This is a genomic window from Ruminococcoides bili (genome assembly GCF_040093295.1).
In the GTDB taxonomy this organism is placed as follows: Bacteria; Bacillota; Clostridia; order Oscillospirales; family Acutalibacteraceae; genus Ruminococcoides; species Ruminococcoides intestinale_A.
Window position 1 is genome coordinate 89652 of the sequence record NZ_JBBNJY010000005.1, and the last position, 17076, is coordinate 106727.

At 40.1% G+C, this 17076-nt stretch carries 13 protein-coding genes; 4 read left to right on the forward strand and 9 right to left on the reverse strand.

The features are described from left to right. The first annotated feature begins 7 nt into the window (after positions 1-7). Positions 8-892, forward strand: a complete 885-nt coding sequence (locus AAAY30_RS02995) for an SPL family radical SAM protein (RefSeq protein WP_249376754.1) — start codon at positions 8-10, stop codon at positions 890-892. 91 nt (positions 893-983) lie between these two features. Here the strand turns inward: AAAY30_RS02995 and AAAY30_RS03000 are convergent, their stop codons facing one another. From AAAY30_RS03000 to AAAY30_RS03040, 9 genes are all read right to left on the reverse strand, one after another. Then, positions 984-1475, reverse strand: a complete 492-nt coding sequence (locus tag AAAY30_RS03000; protein ID WP_249376753.1) for a DUF2798 domain-containing protein — start codon at positions 1473-1475, stop codon at positions 984-986. 310 nt (positions 1476-1785) lie between these two features. Beyond that, the gene (gene uvrA, locus AAAY30_RS03005; RefSeq protein ID WP_499215607.1) at positions 1786-4614 is read right to left on the reverse strand and encodes an excinuclease ABC subunit UvrA; all 2829 of its coding nucleotides are present in this window, start codon (positions 4612-4614) and stop codon (positions 1786-1788) included. A gap of 64 nt (positions 4615-4678) precedes the next feature. Beyond that, positions 4679-6640 (reverse strand): ATP-dependent zinc metalloprotease FtsH, encoded by a 1962-nt coding sequence (ftsH, locus tag AAAY30_RS03010; protein WP_499222342.1) that lies wholly within the window; start codon positions 6638-6640, stop codon positions 4679-4681. A gap of 91 nt (positions 6641-6731) precedes the next feature. Further along, positions 6732-7277, reverse strand: coding sequence for a hypoxanthine phosphoribosyltransferase (hpt, locus tag AAAY30_RS03015; protein WP_022235186.1), 546 nt, complete (start codon positions 7275-7277; stop codon positions 6732-6734). Next, complete coding sequence (gene tilS / locus AAAY30_RS03020) at positions 7270-8613, reverse strand: tRNA lysidine(34) synthetase TilS (protein WP_337781704.1); 1344 nt, start codon at positions 8611-8613, stop codon at positions 7270-7272. Before tilS ends, hpt begins: the two co-directional genes overlap by 8 nt. Next, complete coding sequence (gene dnaB / locus AAAY30_RS03025; protein WP_022235188.1) at positions 8606-9973, reverse strand: replicative DNA helicase; 1368 nt, start codon at positions 9971-9973, stop codon at positions 8606-8608. The genes tilS and dnaB overlap by 8 nt, the downstream gene beginning before the upstream one ends. A gap of 32 nt (positions 9974-10005) precedes the next feature. Next, complete coding sequence (gene rplI / locus AAAY30_RS03030; RefSeq protein WP_022235189.1) at positions 10006-10452, reverse strand: 50S ribosomal protein L9; 447 nt, start codon at positions 10450-10452, stop codon at positions 10006-10008. A gap of 18 nt (positions 10453-10470) precedes the next feature. Then, a complete protein-coding gene (locus AAAY30_RS03035; RefSeq protein ID WP_412122282.1) occupies positions 10471-12423 on the reverse strand; it encodes a GGDEF domain-containing protein in 1953 nt (650 codons plus the stop codon). Positions 12424-12452: 29 nt separating this feature from the next. Next, a complete protein-coding gene (locus AAAY30_RS03040) occupies positions 12453-14336 on the reverse strand; it encodes a ribonuclease J (protein WP_022234885.1) in 1884 nt (627 codons plus the stop codon). Between the two features lie 509 nt (positions 14337-14845). On the opposite strand from AAAY30_RS03040, the gene rnhA reads away from it, so the two are divergent. From rnhA to nifU, 3 genes are read left to right on the forward strand one after another with little or no spacing between them, the layout of a single operon-like run. Further along, the gene (gene rnhA, locus AAAY30_RS03045) at positions 14846-15289 is read left to right on the forward strand and encodes a ribonuclease HI (protein WP_499215606.1); all 444 of its coding nucleotides are present in this window, start codon (positions 14846-14848) and stop codon (positions 15287-15289) included. 42 nt (positions 15290-15331) lie between these two features. Continuing rightward, positions 15332-16531 carry a cysteine desulfurase NifS gene (gene nifS, locus AAAY30_RS03050; protein ID WP_022234883.1) on the forward strand — a complete coding sequence of 400 codons (1200 nt, stop codon included), beginning with the start codon at positions 15332-15334 and terminating at the stop codon, positions 16529-16531. Between the two features lie 15 nt (positions 16532-16546). Next, on the forward strand, positions 16547-16975 hold the full coding sequence (gene nifU, locus AAAY30_RS03055; protein ID WP_022234882.1) for a Fe-S cluster assembly scaffold protein NifU: 429 nt from the start codon (positions 16547-16549) through the stop codon (positions 16973-16975). Positions 16976-17076: the final 101 nt, after the last annotated feature.

Consider the following 17076-nt stretch of genomic DNA (forward strand, 5'->3'; position numbering starts at 1 on the left):
GTATTTTATGCATAAAGTCAAAGCAAAGGGAATTTTATCCGCCTCAAACGGCATTAATATATACAGAGGTTGTCTGCACGGATGTATTTACTGTGATTCACGCAGTGACTGCTATCAGATGAAACATAAATTTGAAGATATTGAAGTAAAAGAAAACGCACCCGAACTTCTGGAAAAGGCTTTATCGTCTAAAAGAAAACCTTGTATGATTGGTACGGGCGCTATGAGCGACCCATACATTCCGCTTGAAAAAGATTTAAGAATTATGAGAAAATGCCTTGAAATTATAGAAAAATATTCTTTCGGAGTTACCGTTCATACTAAATCGTCAAGCGTTATGCGTGATATTGATATTCTTGAAAAAATTAATCGAAAGAGCAAATCCGTACTGCAAATGACTCTTACAACCGCCGACGAAAAACTTTGTAAAATTCTTGAACCCAATGTTTCGACAACTGAAGAAAGAGTAAATACTCTGAAAGAATTTCAAAAGGCTAAAATTCCGACTGTTGTATGGCTCTCTCCGTTTTTACCGTTTATAAATGACACAAAAGAAAATATAGACGCTTTGCTTGATTATTGTGTCAAATCGGGCGTTAAGGGCATTATTTGCTTTAACATAGGAGTTACACTGCGAAACGGCGACAGAGAATATTTTTACAGTCAACTCGACAGATTTTTCCCCGGTATGAAAGAACGATATATGAGAACCTACGGAAATTCATATGAAGTTTTAAGCCCGAACAGCGATTACCTTATGAAAAGGATTGAAAATGTCTGTCAAAATGAGGGCATTATGTTTGGGATTGACAGGGTGTTTTCATACCTTCACAAATACGAAAATAAATATGAAAATCAGAATATACAGCTAAGTTTGTTTGATAATTTATAAAAGGATAATTTAGCATCAACAAATTCTAATAAATAAAAAAGATATACAATGAAAATTAAATCAACTGTATATCTTTTGTAACTAAAATATATTAATCTTTTTCCGCAGAAATCTGCTTGTTTTCTTCTTTGTTTTTTCCTCTGCGGAAAATTAATCTGAAAATAAGACGAACAAACGGGCCGCAATAAAACATCTGATAACAAATAGCCATCGGAAAATTAAGCGCCCATGTCTGCACCCATGTACCGAATGACGGTATTTTGAACAAACAGGTTGCAATAAGGCTCATTATCGGACACATAATACAGCAAATACATATTGAAATTGCATATGTAATAAACTGCGGTCTGTCAGTGGGTTTCATTACCGTAAACGCAAGCTTTGCGGCAATTTTGCCGACTATAAAAAATTCAAGAATAAAAGCGATCGGAGCCATAAAAATCAGTTCGTGCGTTGCCGCAAGAAAAGTTGTTCCGTCAACCTTGCCCGTATTAAGTGCAACATTGTAAACAATCATTCCGTACACCATAACGGTCGCCATAATGGCGGTGAATACTGCATCTTCAAGTTTGTTTTTTGGCATAATAAAGTCCTCCCATGATAACATTGTTTATGTGTTGTTCGTTATCATCACGGAGGATGTGCGTTTCCAATAAGACCATATTATGTTGTATTTTGCTGAAATCAGCTTGAATATAATAGCATACTAACAAATAAATGTCAAGAATTTTTTTATTAAACGCAGGCAATACTTTGATTTCTAAGTATCAGCCTGCGTTTTGTTTAGTAATTTTTATTAAGTTTTTCAATAGTTGGGGTAAATTATGGTTTATAGAAATATTCATAAAACAATTATAAAAGTTTGTTAAACCATAATTATCCCACAACGCTGTTTAATTCATATTTAAAAACGGTTTTAAATACTGACCTGTAAATGAATTTTCATTTTTTGCAACTTCTTCGGGAGTACCCTCTGCAATTACAGTTCCGCCCATATCTCCGCCCTCGGGTCCAAGGTCAATAATATGGTCGGCAGTCTTTATAAGGTCAAGGTTATGCTCGATAACCACAACCGTATTTCCCGTATCAACCAGCTGTTGAAGAACATCAATAAGTCTGTGAACATCGGCAATATGAAGTCCCGTAGTCGGCTCATCAAGAATATACACCGTCTTGCCCGTCGGTCGCTTTGCAAGCTCGGTTGCGAGTTTTACACGCTGTGCCTCACCACCCGAAAGTGTAGTAGCAGGCTGACCGATTTTGATATAGCCAAGCCCCACTTCACAAAGCGTTTTCAGTTTACGGTAAATCCTTGGAATATTTGCAAAGAATTCCATTCCCTCTTCGGCAGTCATCTCTAAAACATCATTAATCGACTTGCCTTTGTACTTCACCTCAAGGGTTTCACGATTATATCTCTTGCCCTTACACACCTCACAAGGAACATAAACATCGGACAGGAAATGCATTTCGATTTTTATAATACCGTCGCCCTGACACGCCTCACATCTGCCTCCTTTTACATTAAAAGAAAATCTGCTTTGTGAAAAGCCTTTCATTTTAGCGTCTTGAGTTGTGGCAAAAAGTGCTCTTATGTCGGTAAACACACCCGTATAAGTTGCAGGATTTGAGCGTGGAGTTCTTCCGATCGGGCTTTGGTTGATGTCGATTACCTTATCAAGATTTTCAATGCCTTTTATGCCCTTGTTTTTACCCGGAATAATCTTGGCTTTGTTTAAATCACGGGCAAGAGTTTTGTATAAAATCTCATTAATCAGTGAACTTTTTCCCGAACCCGAAACGCCCGTTACGCAAACAAGTTTGCCGAGCGGAATCTTTACATTTACATTTTTAAGATTGTTTTCGGCGGCACCGAGAATTTCAATAAATTTTCCGTTGCCCTCCCTGCGTTTTTCGGGAACAGGAATAACTCTTTTGTGGCTTAGATACTGACCTGTAATTGATTTTTCGCAAGCCTTGATCTCATCAACATCGCCTACGCACACAATTTCTCCGCCGTGCACACCTGCACCGGGTCCGACATCGACAATACAGTCGGCAGCGTACATAGTATCCTCATCGTGCTCAACAACAATAACCGTATTGCCCAAGTCACGAAGTCTTTTAAGCGTGCTCAAAAGTTTTTCGTTGTCACGCTGGTGCAAACCGATACTCGGCTCGTCAAGAATATAAAGCACACCCATAAGACTGCTGCCGATTTGAGTTGCAAGTCTTATACGCTGACTTTCACCGCCGCTAAGCGTTCCTGCAGAACGGGAAAGCGTAAGATAGCCAAGTCCGACACGCTGTAAAAAGTTAAGTCGTTCACGGATTTCCTTTACAATCTCGGCAGAAATAATCTTTTCTTTTTCGGTAAACTCAATTGTATCAAGAAATTCAAGCGCAGATACAACGGATTTTTTACAGAAATCCGCAATATTAATTCTGCCGACCGTTACGGCAAGGCTCTCTTTTGACAGTCTGTCGCCGTTACATTCGTCACAATGAATTTCAGACATATAATTTTGTATTTCTTCCTTAATCCAATTGCTTGATGTATCTTTATATCTTCTTTCAAGATTATTTATAATACCCTCAAATTTTTGCTCATAACTGCCACTGCCGTAAACAGATTTACGGTGAATAGTCAAGGTTTCCTCACCTGTACCGTAAAGCAAAATTTTGATAATTTCAGGTGATAGTTCCGACAACGGTGCGTCAAGTGAAAAATTATATTTTTCGGCAAGTGCCTCAAAGTACATAGCCGCAATGGAACTGCCCTCCATTGCCCAGCCGCTTCCTTTTATAGCGCCCTGTCGCACACTTTTACTCATATCGGGAATAATTTTATTTTCGTCAATCTTAAGAAATACGCCCAAGCCCGTACATTTAGGGCAAGCACCGAACGGATTATTAAAAGAGAACATTCTCGGCGATAAATCTTCAATACTCACACCATGGTCGGGGCATGAATACTTCTGTGAGAACATTACATCTTCTCCGCCGACAATATTCACAAGAATGATACCGTTTGAAAGTTTAGAGGCGGTTTCTATACTGTCGGAAAGTCTTGAAGTAATTTCAGGCTTTACTACAAGTCGGTCAACAATTACTTCTATATTATGTTTTTTATTTTTCTCAAGCGGAATTTTCTCTGACAAATCATACACAATTCCGTCTGCTCTTACTCTCGCAAAACCCGATTTCCTTGCACTTTCGAGTACCTTTACATGCTCGCCTTTTCTGCCACGCACAACAGGAGCCAAAATCTGAATTTTTGTGCCCTCGTCATAAGACATAATTTTATCTACTATCTGGTCAACCGTCTGCTGTCTGATTTCTCTGCCGCAAACAGGGCAGTGCGGAACACCTACTCTTGCGTAAAGCAAACGCAGGTAATCGTAAATTTCGGTTACGGTGCCGACGGTTGAACGAGGATTTTTCGATGTGGTCTTTTGGTCAATGGAAATAGCAGGTGACAATCCCTCAATGCTCTCTACATTCGGTTTGTCCATTTGTCCCAAAAACATTCTTGCATAAGAAGAAAGGCTTTCTACATATCGTCTTTGTCCCTCGGCGTAGATGGTATCAAAAGCAAGCGAGCTTTTGCCCGAACCCGAAAGACCTGTTATTACAACAAGTTTATTTCTCGGAATTTCAACATTGACATTTTTCAGATTATGCTCTTTAGCTCCTCTTACTATAATTTTGTCGTGTTCCATCTCTTTCCCCTTTTTCCTTTATTTAGCAATTATAGCCTCTCATAAAGAGAGGCTATAAAAATTATTATTCGTTATCTTTGTTTTCGGCAGTATTTGCATTATCTTCTTCGGATTCGGCATCTTCTGCCTCAACAGGCTCAACATAAGTGCCGTTCATAACAGCCTCAAAGTCTTCGCCGCCCATTTTTTCATGCTTAATAAGGTAAGCTGCAACCTCATGAAGTTTATCAATATTATCCTTCAAAATGGTTTCTGCTCTGTCGTAAGCATTGTTGACAATCTCAAGAATAAGCTCGTCAATCTTAGCGGCAGTTTGCTCTGAATAATCTTGAGTATGACCCATATCTCTGCCAAGGAATACGGCACTGTTGTCTTTGCCGTAACAAAAACAGCCGAGTTCCTTAGTCATACCGTACTTTGTAACCATATCACGGGCAGTCTTTGTAGCCTTTTCAATATCGTTAGACGCACCGGTTGAAATATCGTCAAGAATGATTGCCTCCGCAACTCTACCGCCAAGACATACTACGATGTCTTCAAGCATTTCTGTACGTGAGTTGTAAGACTTATCTTCAGACGGCAACGGCATTGTATAACCGCCTGCCATACCTCTCGGAATAATTGAAATCTCGTGAACAGGGTCTTGTGTAGCAAGCTCGTGGAAACAGATTGCGTGACCTGCCTCGTGATAAGCGGTAAGTTTCTTTTCCTTGTCGCTCATAACTCTTGTCTTTTTCTCAGCACCAACTACAACCTTGATTGTAGCCTCTTCGATTTCTTCCATAGTAATGGCTTTTTTATTCTTTCTTGCAGCAAGCAAAGCTGCCTCGTTAAGGAGGTTTTCAAGGTCTGCACCTGTAAATCCTGCTGTTGTTTTAGCAATGGTCTTGAGCTTAACATCGGGAGCAAGCGGCTTTTTGCGAGCATGTACCTTAAGGATTGCTTCTCTGCCGTTGATGTCAGGATAGCTTACGATTACCTGTCTGTCAAATCTGCCCGGACGCATAAGAGCAGGATCGAGAACATCAGGTCTGTTAGTTGCGGCAATAAGGATAACGCCCTCGTTTGCTCCGAAGCCGTCCATCTCTACAAGCAACTGGTTAAGTGTCTGCTCACGCTCATCGTGACCGCCGCCAAGACCTGCGCCTCTCTGGCGACCTACAGCGTCAATCTCATCAATGAAGATGATACACGGTGAGTTTTTCTTAGCCTGTTCAAAGAGGTCACGAACTCTTGACGCACCGACGCCGACAAACATTTCTACAAAGTCGGAACCTGAAATTGAGAAGAACGGAACGCCTGCCTCGCCTGCAACTGCTCTTGCAAGCAATGTTTTACCTGTACCAGGAGGGCCTACAAGGAGTACACCCTTAGGGATTCTTGCGCCGAGTTTATTATACTTATCCGGAGCTTTAAGGAATTCAACGATTTCTTCAAGCTCTTCCTTTTCTTCGTCTGCGCCTGCAACATCTTCAAATGTGGTTTTGCGCTTTTCGTCATTTGTATTTTTGATTTTAGCCTTGCCGAAGTTCATTTCTTTTCCGCCAAGACCGCCGCCCATTTTCTTCATAATGAATATCCATACAACTACAAAGAGGATTCCCGTTACAAGTATAGGCAAAAATTCATATAAAAGTGTGTTGTCACTGCCTTTGATATAATCATAAGAAACAGCTTCGTCCGCCGATGCGGTGTAAACGGAAACATCGTCAATAAATCTTTCAATATCGGCAAGAGTACCTCTTACAACAACATTTTTTGCCGAGCTCTTGGCATTTTTTCCGTCAGGATCTGTAGCTGTGATATTATCATCCGTTGTATCCTGAATAATGCTGTCAGATGTAGCGATGTCCTTTGCGGGTTTAAGTTTTACACCCTCTTTAAGTGTAATTTCAATCGCACCTGTTCCGTAGTTGACGGTATAACTCTGAACCTTGTCCTCTTTAAAAAGATTTACCAGTTGAGAGGTTGTGTAACTTTCAGATGAATTTTGGGTCATCAAAAATGCCACACCGAGCACAACCATAACCGCAACAGTGATATAAATAATTATGTTACGCAGTTTTTTGTCCAATAGGAATCACTCCTTTTTATATTATGAATTTAAAAGCGTAATTTTATGTATCCTGTGAATAAACAGACTCCTTAAGAACGCCTACATAAGGGAGATTTCTGTAACGCTCCGCATAGTCAAGTCCGTAGCCTACAATAAATGCGTCGGGAATTACAGAACCGACATAAACAACATCAATATCTGTAACTCTTCTGTCAGGCTTGTTGAACAATGTGCAAATCTTTACAGACGCAGCATTTTTTGCATAAAGATACTGTGAAATAAAAGCAAGTGTTCTGCCCGAGTCCACAATATCCTCAACAATGAGAATATGCTTGCCGTCAACAGAAGTTGAAATATCTTTCTGAATATTAACTCTGCCCGAGCTTACGGTTGAGTTGCCGTAGCTTGAAACAGCAAGAAAATCTATGCTGAAATCAAGGTTTACTTCCCTCATTAAATCAACCATAAACGATACGCAGCCCTTAAGCAAGCCTACCATTATAAAGTCCTTGCCATTATAATCCTTTTCAATCTCTTTTGCAAGCCTTTTCACAATATTTTTAATATCCTGCTCGCTGTAAAGTATTTTTTCGATGTCCTTATGCACAAAAAATCCTCCCTTGTTCACATATTATAATAAATTTTCTTTTTTCTGCACTATAAGATGTCTGAACCGAATTCATCCCCTCACACCACAATATTTCATTATTCACTGCCACAAGCGGAAGTTTATCCCTCAATTCAGACGGAATTTTAAATTCATTCATAGCCTTTCTTAAAGGCTTGGTAATATTTCTGTCCTTGAAAAAAATTTTATCGCCCTGTCTGCGTGTGCGTATCACGGCATTTTTCGTTTCTTTTTCGGACAAATAAATCGGATTATCGGTTAAATCGTCAAAATCTGTAATTTCTTTTACAAAATATTTTATATTATCAAATGTAAATTCTTTATTAATAACATCGGCAAATAATATTTCTTCGCCGAAATTATTAATAGCATCGGTATTTTCTATCCGCAGTATTCCCTGTTTTACCACAGCTCGGAAATTACCGCACAAATCAACACAACCGCTTTTAAAAAGAGCATTATCAATAAGTTCGATATGAATATGCTCGGGAATATCGGCTCCGTTTTCAACACAAATTTTTTTGATTACATTCTGCCGTATGATTTTATCCTGCTCACAAATCTTTTTTGCCGAATATCCGAAAGCAAGTCTGCTGTCGGCAACCGCTTTATCTGTCTGTTTGTCAAGATAAACTGACAAAAGTTTTGCGTCGTCGCACAGTCGCTTTAAAGAAGCTTCAAAACTCGGATTTATCTTTTTCAGCTCGGTGATTACATTATGACGGATTTTGTTTCTTGTATAATCATCGGTAAGGTTTGTGCTGTCGGTCACATAATCAAGTGAATTTTCATGGCAGTAATTTTCAATGTACGCTCTGTCGCACAAAATCAGCGGTCTGATTATATAATCTCGCCTTTCGGGAATTGCACAAAGTCCGTTAAGCGATGTGCCCCTTACAAGGTTAATCATCAGCGTTTCCGCATTATCGGAAAGCGTGTGTGCAGTTGCGATTTTACAGTTAAGCTTTTTGGAAAGCTCGTCAAATTCTTTATATCTGACATTCCTTCCACAAAGCTCCGTACTGATTTTTTCTTTCTCCGCTATTGACGGAACATTTATTTTTTTTACAAAAAGTTTGACGGAAAGTTTTTTACAAAATTCTCTGCAAAATTCTTCATCTCGCTCTGCCTCTTCGCCCCGTATCATATGATTAATATGGATTGCGTATAATGTAAGATTATATTTTTCTTTTACAGAACAAAGCATATGAAGAAGTGAAACAGAATCTGCTCCGCCCGAAAGCGCAACGGCAACGGAATCATTTTTTTCAATCAGCTTATATTTATTTACAGCCGTCAAAAAAGGATTACTCACTTCTGTCCTCCGTACCTGTAAATCTCATAAACTCACCCTGCCAATGCATTTTTACCGTACGAGCCTCGCCGTGACGGTTTTTGGCTACAATACACTCACCCGAATTTTGATCTGCACCCTGCGGAGAATCGTCCTCGTTTTTATCGTAATATCCCTCACGGTAAAGAAAAAGTACTATGTCGGCATCCTGCTCGATAGAACCCGAATCACGCAAGTCGGAAAGCTGCGGTCTGTGGTCGGTACGCTGTTCGCTTGCACGGGAAAGCTGTGACAGTGTGATAACGGGAACATTCATTTCTTTTGCAAGAATTTTAAGATTTCTTGTGATTTCAGAAATTTCCTGAACTCGGTTATCTATTCTTCTGCCGCTGCCCATAAGCTGTAAGTAGTCAATAATTACAAGGTCAAGTTTTCTCATTCGTCTTAACTTTGATTTCATTTCGGTAATGGTAATACCCGGTGAATCGTCAAGATAAAGCTCCGACTTGCCGAGAATATCGCTTGCCGGAATAAGTCTGTCCCATTCCTCATCGTTTAGCTTACCTATTCTCAGCTTTGTACCTTCAATAAGAGCCTCTGCCGACAATAAACGGCTGGCAAGCTGTTCCTTTGACATTTCCAAAGAGAAAAAAGCAACCGTTTTTTTAGCCGTGCAGGCAACATATCGTGCAATATTCAGCGCAAAACTCGTTTTACCCATACCCGGACGGGCGGCGAGCAAAATAAGGTCGCTTCGGTTAAGACCCGTAATTACTCGGTCAAGGTCGCCGATACCCGTAGAAACAGGTTTCATACTGTCGTCTGTTGTGCTGTTGAGAGCGTCAAGTCTGTCAAAAGTCTGCATAATAACAGAGTTAATTCTCTCAAGTCCCTTTTTCTCGTTACCCTGTCTTATATCAAAGATTTTCTGCTCAGCAGAGTCGATAATAACAGATGTATCTTCCGTGCCTGCCGTAGCGTCATCAATGATTTCTCTTGCAGCGGTAATAAGCCTGCGGATATTGTATTTATCTCTTATAACCTCCGCATAAGCCTCGGCATTGGATATTGACGGACAGTTGTTTACAAGGTCATAAAGATATGTCTTGCCTGTCGTTTCGTCAAACGAACCTGTCTGCTTAAGTTTTTCAAGCAATGTGACAAAGTCGATTTTGCCGCCGAAGTTGACCATCTCGGTCATCGTCTTGAAAATCAGCTTATGCAGTGAAACATAAAAATAATCGGGGGACTTGATGTATTCAATTACTTTATCAAAAACATCGCTTTCAAGAATAATCGCACCAAGCAATGCCTGTTCAGCTTCGGGACTGTACGGCATATGAAGTCCGTCGTAGCTACTTGAAATTTGATTATCCGCCATGTGTCACCCCTCCTTTGCAATCATAAATAAAATCAAGCCTCTGATACCTTAACGGTAATGTTTGCAACAATACCCGAATAAAGTTTTACATCGGCTTTGTAAGAACCGAATTCTTTAATATCACTTTCAAGAACAACCTTACGCTTGTCTATGTTGATATTATACTGTTTTTTAATTTCCTCGGCAACCTGCTTTGCAGTAATGCTGCCGAAAAGTTTGCCGCCCTGACCGGCTTTTGCTTTCATCTCAAAGGTTTTGCCCTCAAGCTGTGCTTTATAACCCTCTGCCTGCTTTTTCTCGGTAGCAATCTTAAAGTTCTTTGAGTTTTCAGCGTTTCTATATTCATTCATAGCCTGTGCATTTGCCTCTCTTGCAAGGTTCTTAGGAAGAAGAAAATTTCTTGCATATCCGTCAGAAGCATTTACAAGGTCGCCTTTTTTGCCAAGTGCCTTAACATCCTGCAAAAGTATTACTTTCATAATTGTCGTTCCTTTCTGCTATTTGCAACTTGCATCCTCAAGATTTGTATCTATAACTTCGATAAGCATCTTGAGAGCCTGTTCTTTATTTATATCACTAAGTTGTGTAGCCGACATTGTCTGATGTCCGCCACCGCCGAGCTTTTCCATAATAATCTGCACATTTACAGCGCCAAAGCTGCGTGCGGAAATACAAATTTTACCGCCGCTTTCATAAATTACAAAAGAGGCTTTTACATTTTCAAGCGTGAGTAATTCGTCCGCTGCCTGCGCAGAGGCAAGTCTTACATCACCGTCAGCGCCCTTTGCGATTGAAATTGCGCAGTTTCTGTATATTTTTGCATCGCATACTATGCTTACTTTTTCACGGTAAGTTTCAATTGAATCGGAGAACATCTGCTTTACATTAATTGTAGTAGCGCCTCTTCTCCTCAAATATGCGGCTGCTTCAAAGGTTCTTACACCTGTTTTTAAAACAAAATTCTTTGTATCAAGCATAATGCCCGCAAGCAAAGCGTCCGCCTGTGCATATCCGATTGCTTTATCATCAATGCAGCTGATAATCTCGCTGCACATTTCACACGCAGACGAAGCAAACGGCTCGTGGCAGAAAACAAGTGCGTTATCTATATAATTAACCGCTCTGCGATGATGGTCAATAACAATGACCTTTTTACATTCATCGTAAAGCTGTGGACTTTCAAGAGAATTTCTCAAATGAGTATCAACAATGATAAGCAAAGTCTTTGGTGTAACCTGTTTCATTGCCTCATCGGGGGTAATAAATATATCTTTTCCTATGTTTTTCTCTGCATAATCAATCAGCTTTTCAGCCATAGTTTTTGTTTTATCAACAACTATTTTTGAATACAGATTAAAAGATTTTTCCATAACCGACTGCATACCGATAGCCGCACCGATACAGTCAAGGTCAGAAAATCTGTGCCCCATAACAAAAACTTTATCGCAATCGTTTATCGTACGCTTGATTGCATTTGCAATAACACGCATACGCACCTTGCTGACCTTTTCGGAAGTAGCGGAAGTACCTCCGAAAAATTCGTAAATATTGTTGCTTATAATAGCAACCTGATCTCCGCCTCTGCCAAGCGCCATATCAAGCGCCTTTCTCGCATTGGTTTCGCTGTCTTTGAGAGAGTTTATGCCTCTGCACAAACCGATAGATACCGTAGCGGTATGCTGACCCGCTTTTATGCCGTGAATTTCCTGTAATATTGGGAACTTTTGTTCAACAAGTTTGTCAACATCAGTTTCTTTAAAGATAATCATATAACGGTTATTGCCGATTATCTTAAACAAAGCGTTATACTCGTTCGCCCATCTCTGCAAGAACGACTGAACATTCAGAGAAACCTCGGAATAAATTTCATCGGATTCGTTTGAAAAGTCATCGCTGTTATCAAAAGTAATAATCGCTACACAAGGACGGGTTGCATTGTACTCACGCATAATTTGCCTGTAATATGTATTCTCCACAAAATAACAAACATATCCCTCGTTTGTAGAGATGACAAAGCCTACAAATTCATTGCCGTTGCAGGCGGTTTCAAATGTTTCGTGGTCGGCGACATCTGTTATTTTCTTGCCGCCTATGTAAGGCGAAATCATATCGCCTTCGGGATTTTTACCGTTGCAGAACTGCTTTCTGAACCTTGTATTGCTCCAAATTATCTCCCCCTCTGCACCAAGCACCGTGACGGGAATTTTGTATTTATCAAGAAATTCGGGATTAAATCCGTTGATTTTCTCGGCTGTACTGCGAACGGTGGCAGCTATATAGTTACGAAAGCGAAGGGTCGAAACGACAACTATACCTGCTGTTACAACCGACACGGCAATCTCAATGTAGCAAAGCATCGGGTCATAGCTGTACGATGCAAAAGACATAGCAAGCATTGCAACCGAAAATATAACAAATGTCGGCATAGTCGTAAAACTTTTCTTCTTCAATTCAAACCCTTCCTTTCGTAGATTTTTAATTATACTTCCTGTAAAATCGGAAGAATCATTGGGGTTCTGCGTGTTTTTTGTGAGATAAGTTTGGAAACATCATCTTTAATTCTGTTCTTGATTATACCCCACTCATGAATGTTGTTGTCTGCACAATCTTCAAGAATGTTGTTTGCAACCTGTCTTACCTCGTCAAGCAAACCCTCGCTCTCACGAACATATACAAAGCCTCTTGATACAATATCAGGGCCGCTGATAACATGACCGTCATAAACATCGAGAGATGCAACGATAATGATAAGTCCGTCCTGTCCGAGGTGCTTTCTGTCACGAAGTACAATACTTCCGACATCACCTACTCCAAGACCGTCAACAAATACCTTTCCCGCAGGTACGGCAGGCAATTCTTTCATATAGTTTTCGTTGATTTCAATGCAGCTGCCGACATCGCCGATATAAATATCTTTTCTGTCCATACCGAGGAACATAGCAAGATCGGCGTGTTTTCTTAGGTGCTTTTGCTCGCCGTGAACAGGGATAAAGTACTTCGGTTTTACAAGTTTATGAATAATCTTAAGTTCTTCCTGACAAGCATGTCCCGAAACATGAACTTCATACATTGATTCGTAAACGACCTTACAGCCCTTTTTGAGGAGTTCGTCAACAACATTTCCGACTGTTTTTTCGTTACCGGGAATAGGATTGGCAGAAATGATAATAAAGTCACCCTCGCCGACCATAACTTTGCGGTGGTCTGAATATGCCATTCTTGACAACGCACTCATCGGTTCGCCTTGACTGCCTGTAGTAACAAGAACAATTTGCTCTCTCGGGTATCTGTCAAGCATATCAAGGTCAATTAAAATATTTTCAGGCACGCTAAGATAGTCGAGCTCGCTTGCTACAGCCATATAATTGACCATACTTCTGCCCGAAAAAGCTACTTTTCTTCCGTATTTTTCCGCACAATTAATAATCTGCTGTACTCTGTTTACATTTGAAGCAAAGGTAGCAATAATAATTCTGTCGTGCTCCGCTCTTCTGAAAAGATTGTCAAAACTATCCGAAACCGTGCGTTCGGTCTGTGTGTAACCGGGACGCTCTGCGTTCGTGCTTTCAGCAAGAAGAGCCAATACGCCCTCATCGCCTACACGGGCAAACGCCGACAAATCAATCATATCGCCTGTAATAGGTGTGCAGTCAATTTTAAAGTCGCCTGTATGCACAATTGTGCCTGCGGGTGTGCGGATAGCAAATGCAACCGCATCCGGAATTGAGTGGTTTACATGGATAAACTCAACACTCATACAGCCGAGTTTAATTGTTTCACCTGCATTAACTCTGTTAAGGCTTGACTCATTATAAAGGCTGTGTTCCTTGAGTTTGTTGCCTACAAGTCCGAGAGTAAGCGCAGTTCCGTAAATCGGAATATTCACTCTGCCAAGTAAGAACGGAAGTCCGCCGATGTGGTCTTCGTGACCGTGAGTAAGCACAATACCTCTGATTTTGTCTTGATTCTGTTCGATATAAGTAAAATCAGGGATAACAAGGTCAACACCGAGCATATCTCCGTCAGGGAAAGCCATACCGCAGTCAACAAGAATTATATCGTTCTCGCACTCAATCATTGTAATGTTCTTTCCGATTTCGTTAAGCCCGCCAAGGAAAGCAATCTTTACAGACGGCTTGTTTTTAATCGGTTTAAACTGTTTTTGATAAGGCTTTTTGCGGTAATTCTTTGAATATTTAAAATTTTTATTACCGCCCTTAAAAGTACCTCCCTTAAAAGATTCGGACGCTCCCTTGCCCTGCGACGGCTTGTAAGAATACCCTCCGTAATTTTTTTTACCTTTTGAGTACTTATTGTAGCTGTTGCTTTTTCTTCGATTATCGTACTTAAATTCTGTACTCACAAATTTACCTCCATATTTCTTAAAATTTATTAAAATTAACATTTCACACAATACAGGCATAAATTCCTTTTGTATGTATCAAAATATAAAGCCTGAAAATTCGTAATAAATACAAAGTTCTGATATAAAACGGTCATATCAGCAAAATGAAATATTAATTATTATATATAGTATAAATATATTTTGAATCCGTATTTAATACAGATTAAATCCTAATTGTAATCTTCTTTATTGTACCGCAAATCAAAGAGCAATGTCAAGCGTGTTAAAGAATTAAAAGACAATTTTAATATTACATTTAAGTAAACATTCCATATATTTCTATTTTAGTATGCTCAATATTTGAATTTTAAAATCATAATTACGGAAGATTTTAAAATTAAGAATTATGATTTAATAAATTCCGTAAATAATATAATTAAATTGAAAAAATAAACATAAAATATGGTTGCATTTGGTGATTTTGCGTATTATAATATAGGTTGAACATCAGCTAAGGAGAATTGCAAATGAAACAAGTTAAAATTTTTACAGACGGAGCTTGCAGCGGCAATCCGGGACCCGGTGGCTGGGGTGCGATTTTGAGATATAATGAGCACGAAAAAGAAATCTCGGGAGGAGAAGCCGTCACCACAAACAACCGTATGGAAATTAGTGCCGTAATCGGTGCGCTTTCACTCCTTAAAGAGCCTTGCAATGTAACTCTGTACAGCGATTCTCAATATGTTTGCAACGCATTAAAGCTCGGTTGGGCTAAAAAATGGAAAGCAAACGGTTGGATGCGCAACAAAAAAGAAAAAGCACTTAATCCCGAGCTTTGGGACAAGCTGCTGTCTTTATGTGACATTCATAATGTTGATGTTGTATGGGTAAAAGGTCACGCAGGGCATCCCGAAAACGAGCGCTGCGACCGTTTGGCGGTTGCCGAGGCACACAAGTTTTCAAAAGCCTGACTGACCGATTTTTATATAGATATAGATAGGAGATTATCAAGTATGAGATATATTTATGCAGACAACTCCGCTACAACAGCTATATCGCCTACAGTGCTTGAAAAAATGATGCCTGTACTCACCGAGTACTACGGCAACCCGTCAAGCCTTTACAGAATAGGCGGTAAAGCCAAGGAAATTCTTGAAAACTCAAGAGAAAATATTGCAAAAAACCTTGGTGCTGCTAATGCTAATGAGATATACTTCACCTCAGGCGGCAGTGAATCTGACAACTGGGCATTAAAGGGCGTTTGCAGAGCCCTTAAGGCAAAAGGCAAAAAACACATTATCACTTCTAAGTTTGAGCATCACGCTATTCTTCACACATGCCAGACTCTTGAAAAAGAGGGCTTTGAGGTAACTTACCTTGATGTGTACGAAAACGGTATTGTTCACCCCGAAGATGTAGAAAACGCTATCAGAGAAGATACAGCTATTGTATCTATTATGTATGCAAACAATGAAATCGGTACTATCCAGCCAATTACCGAAATCGGAGCAATTTGCAAAAAGCACAAAGTAATTTTCCATACCGACGCTGTTCAGGCTGCCGGCTATGTAAAAATAAATGTTCAGGAGCAGAATATTGATATGCTTTCAATGACTGCTCATAAATTACACGGACCTAAGGGCATCGGACTTCTCTATGTAAGAAGAGGTATCAGATTAGAGAATTTAATTGACGGCGGTGCTCAGGAAAGAAATAAAAGAGCCGGTACAGAAAATGTTGCGGGAGTAGTAGGTCTTGACGCAGCTCTTCAGGAAGCCGTTGACACAATGGACGAAAGAAGAGAGCATCTTGAAAAATTGCGTGACAGACTTATTGACGGACTCCTCAAAATTGAGCGTTCAAGAGTAAACGGCGACAGAGTTCACCGCTTACCGGGCAATGTAAATATGTGCTTTGAGGGCATTGAAGGCGAAAGCCTGCTCTTAAGACTTGATATGAACGGAATTTCGGCATCTTCGGGTTCAGCTTGTACTTCGGGCAGCCTTGACCCAAGCCATGTTCTTCTCGCTATCGGTCTTCCTCACGAAATCGCACACGGCAGTATGCGTCTTTCTTTCTCGGCAGAGCTTACAGACGAAGATGTTGACTATATGCTCGAGGTTATTCCGCAGGTTGTAACATACTTAAGAAATATGTCACCTCTCTGGGAAAAAATTAAAAAGCAAGAGGCTCAAGAAGCCCTTAATAAATAAACAGGAGGCTTAGTTATGGCTTATTCAGAAAAGGTAATGGACCACTTTGCCAACCCAAGAAATGTTGGTGAAATTCCTGATGCCGACGGCATCGGTGAAGTTGGTAACTCAAAATGTGGCGACATTATGAAAATGTATATCAAAGTTAAGGACAACACTATTGTAGATGTTAAGTTCAAAACTTTTGGTTGCGGTGCGGCTATTGCTACAAGCAGTATGGCAACAGAGCTTATCAAGGGTAAATCCATTGATGAGGCTTTAAAACTTACAAACAAGGCAGTTATGGAGGCTCTTGACGGACTTCCGCCTGTAAAGGTTCACTGTTCTGTACTTGCCGAGCAGGCTATCAAGGCTGCTCTTGCAGACTACTACAAAAGAAACGGTATCGACCCAACTCCTATCGTAGGTGAAATCGGCGACTGCGACGATTGTCATTGCCATTAATCAAAATTTTAGGACAGGCTTTGTGCCTGTCCTTTTTTGTTGTTTCTTTATCAAAAGTTGAGATAAATTATAATTTAGCTGATTGCTTTATCAAGCAATTA

Excerpts from the sequence above, each read along its gene's own strand:
- uvrA (WP_499215607.1), bottom strand. The coding sequence starts at position 4,614 with ATGGAACACGACAAAATTATAGTAAGAGGAGCTAAAGAGCATAATCTG.
- AAAY30_RS03000 (WP_249376753.1), bottom strand. The coding sequence starts at position 1,475 with ATGCCAAAAAACAAACTTGAAGATGCAGTATTCACCGCCATTATGGCG.
- AAAY30_RS02995 (WP_249376754.1), top strand. The coding sequence starts at position 8 with ATGCATAAAGTCAAAGCAAAGGGAATTTTATCCGCCTCAAACGGCATT.
- dnaB (WP_022235188.1), bottom strand. The coding sequence starts at position 9,973 with ATGGCGGATAATCAAATTTCAAGTAGCTACGACGGACTTCATATGCCG.
- rplI (WP_022235189.1), bottom strand. The coding sequence starts at position 10,452 with ATGAAAGTAATACTTTTGCAGGATGTTAAGGCACTTGGCAAAAAAGGC.
- nifU (WP_022234882.1), top strand. The coding sequence starts at position 16,547 with ATGGCTTATTCAGAAAAGGTAATGGACCACTTTGCCAACCCAAGAAAT.
- rnhA (WP_499215606.1), top strand. The coding sequence starts at position 14,846 with ATGAAACAAGTTAAAATTTTTACAGACGGAGCTTGCAGCGGCAATCCG.
- nifS (WP_022234883.1), top strand. The coding sequence starts at position 15,332 with ATGAGATATATTTATGCAGACAACTCCGCTACAACAGCTATATCGCCT.
- ftsH (WP_499222342.1), bottom strand. The coding sequence starts at position 6,640 with ATGGTTGTGCTCGGTGTGGCATTTTTGATGACCCAAAATTCATCTGAA.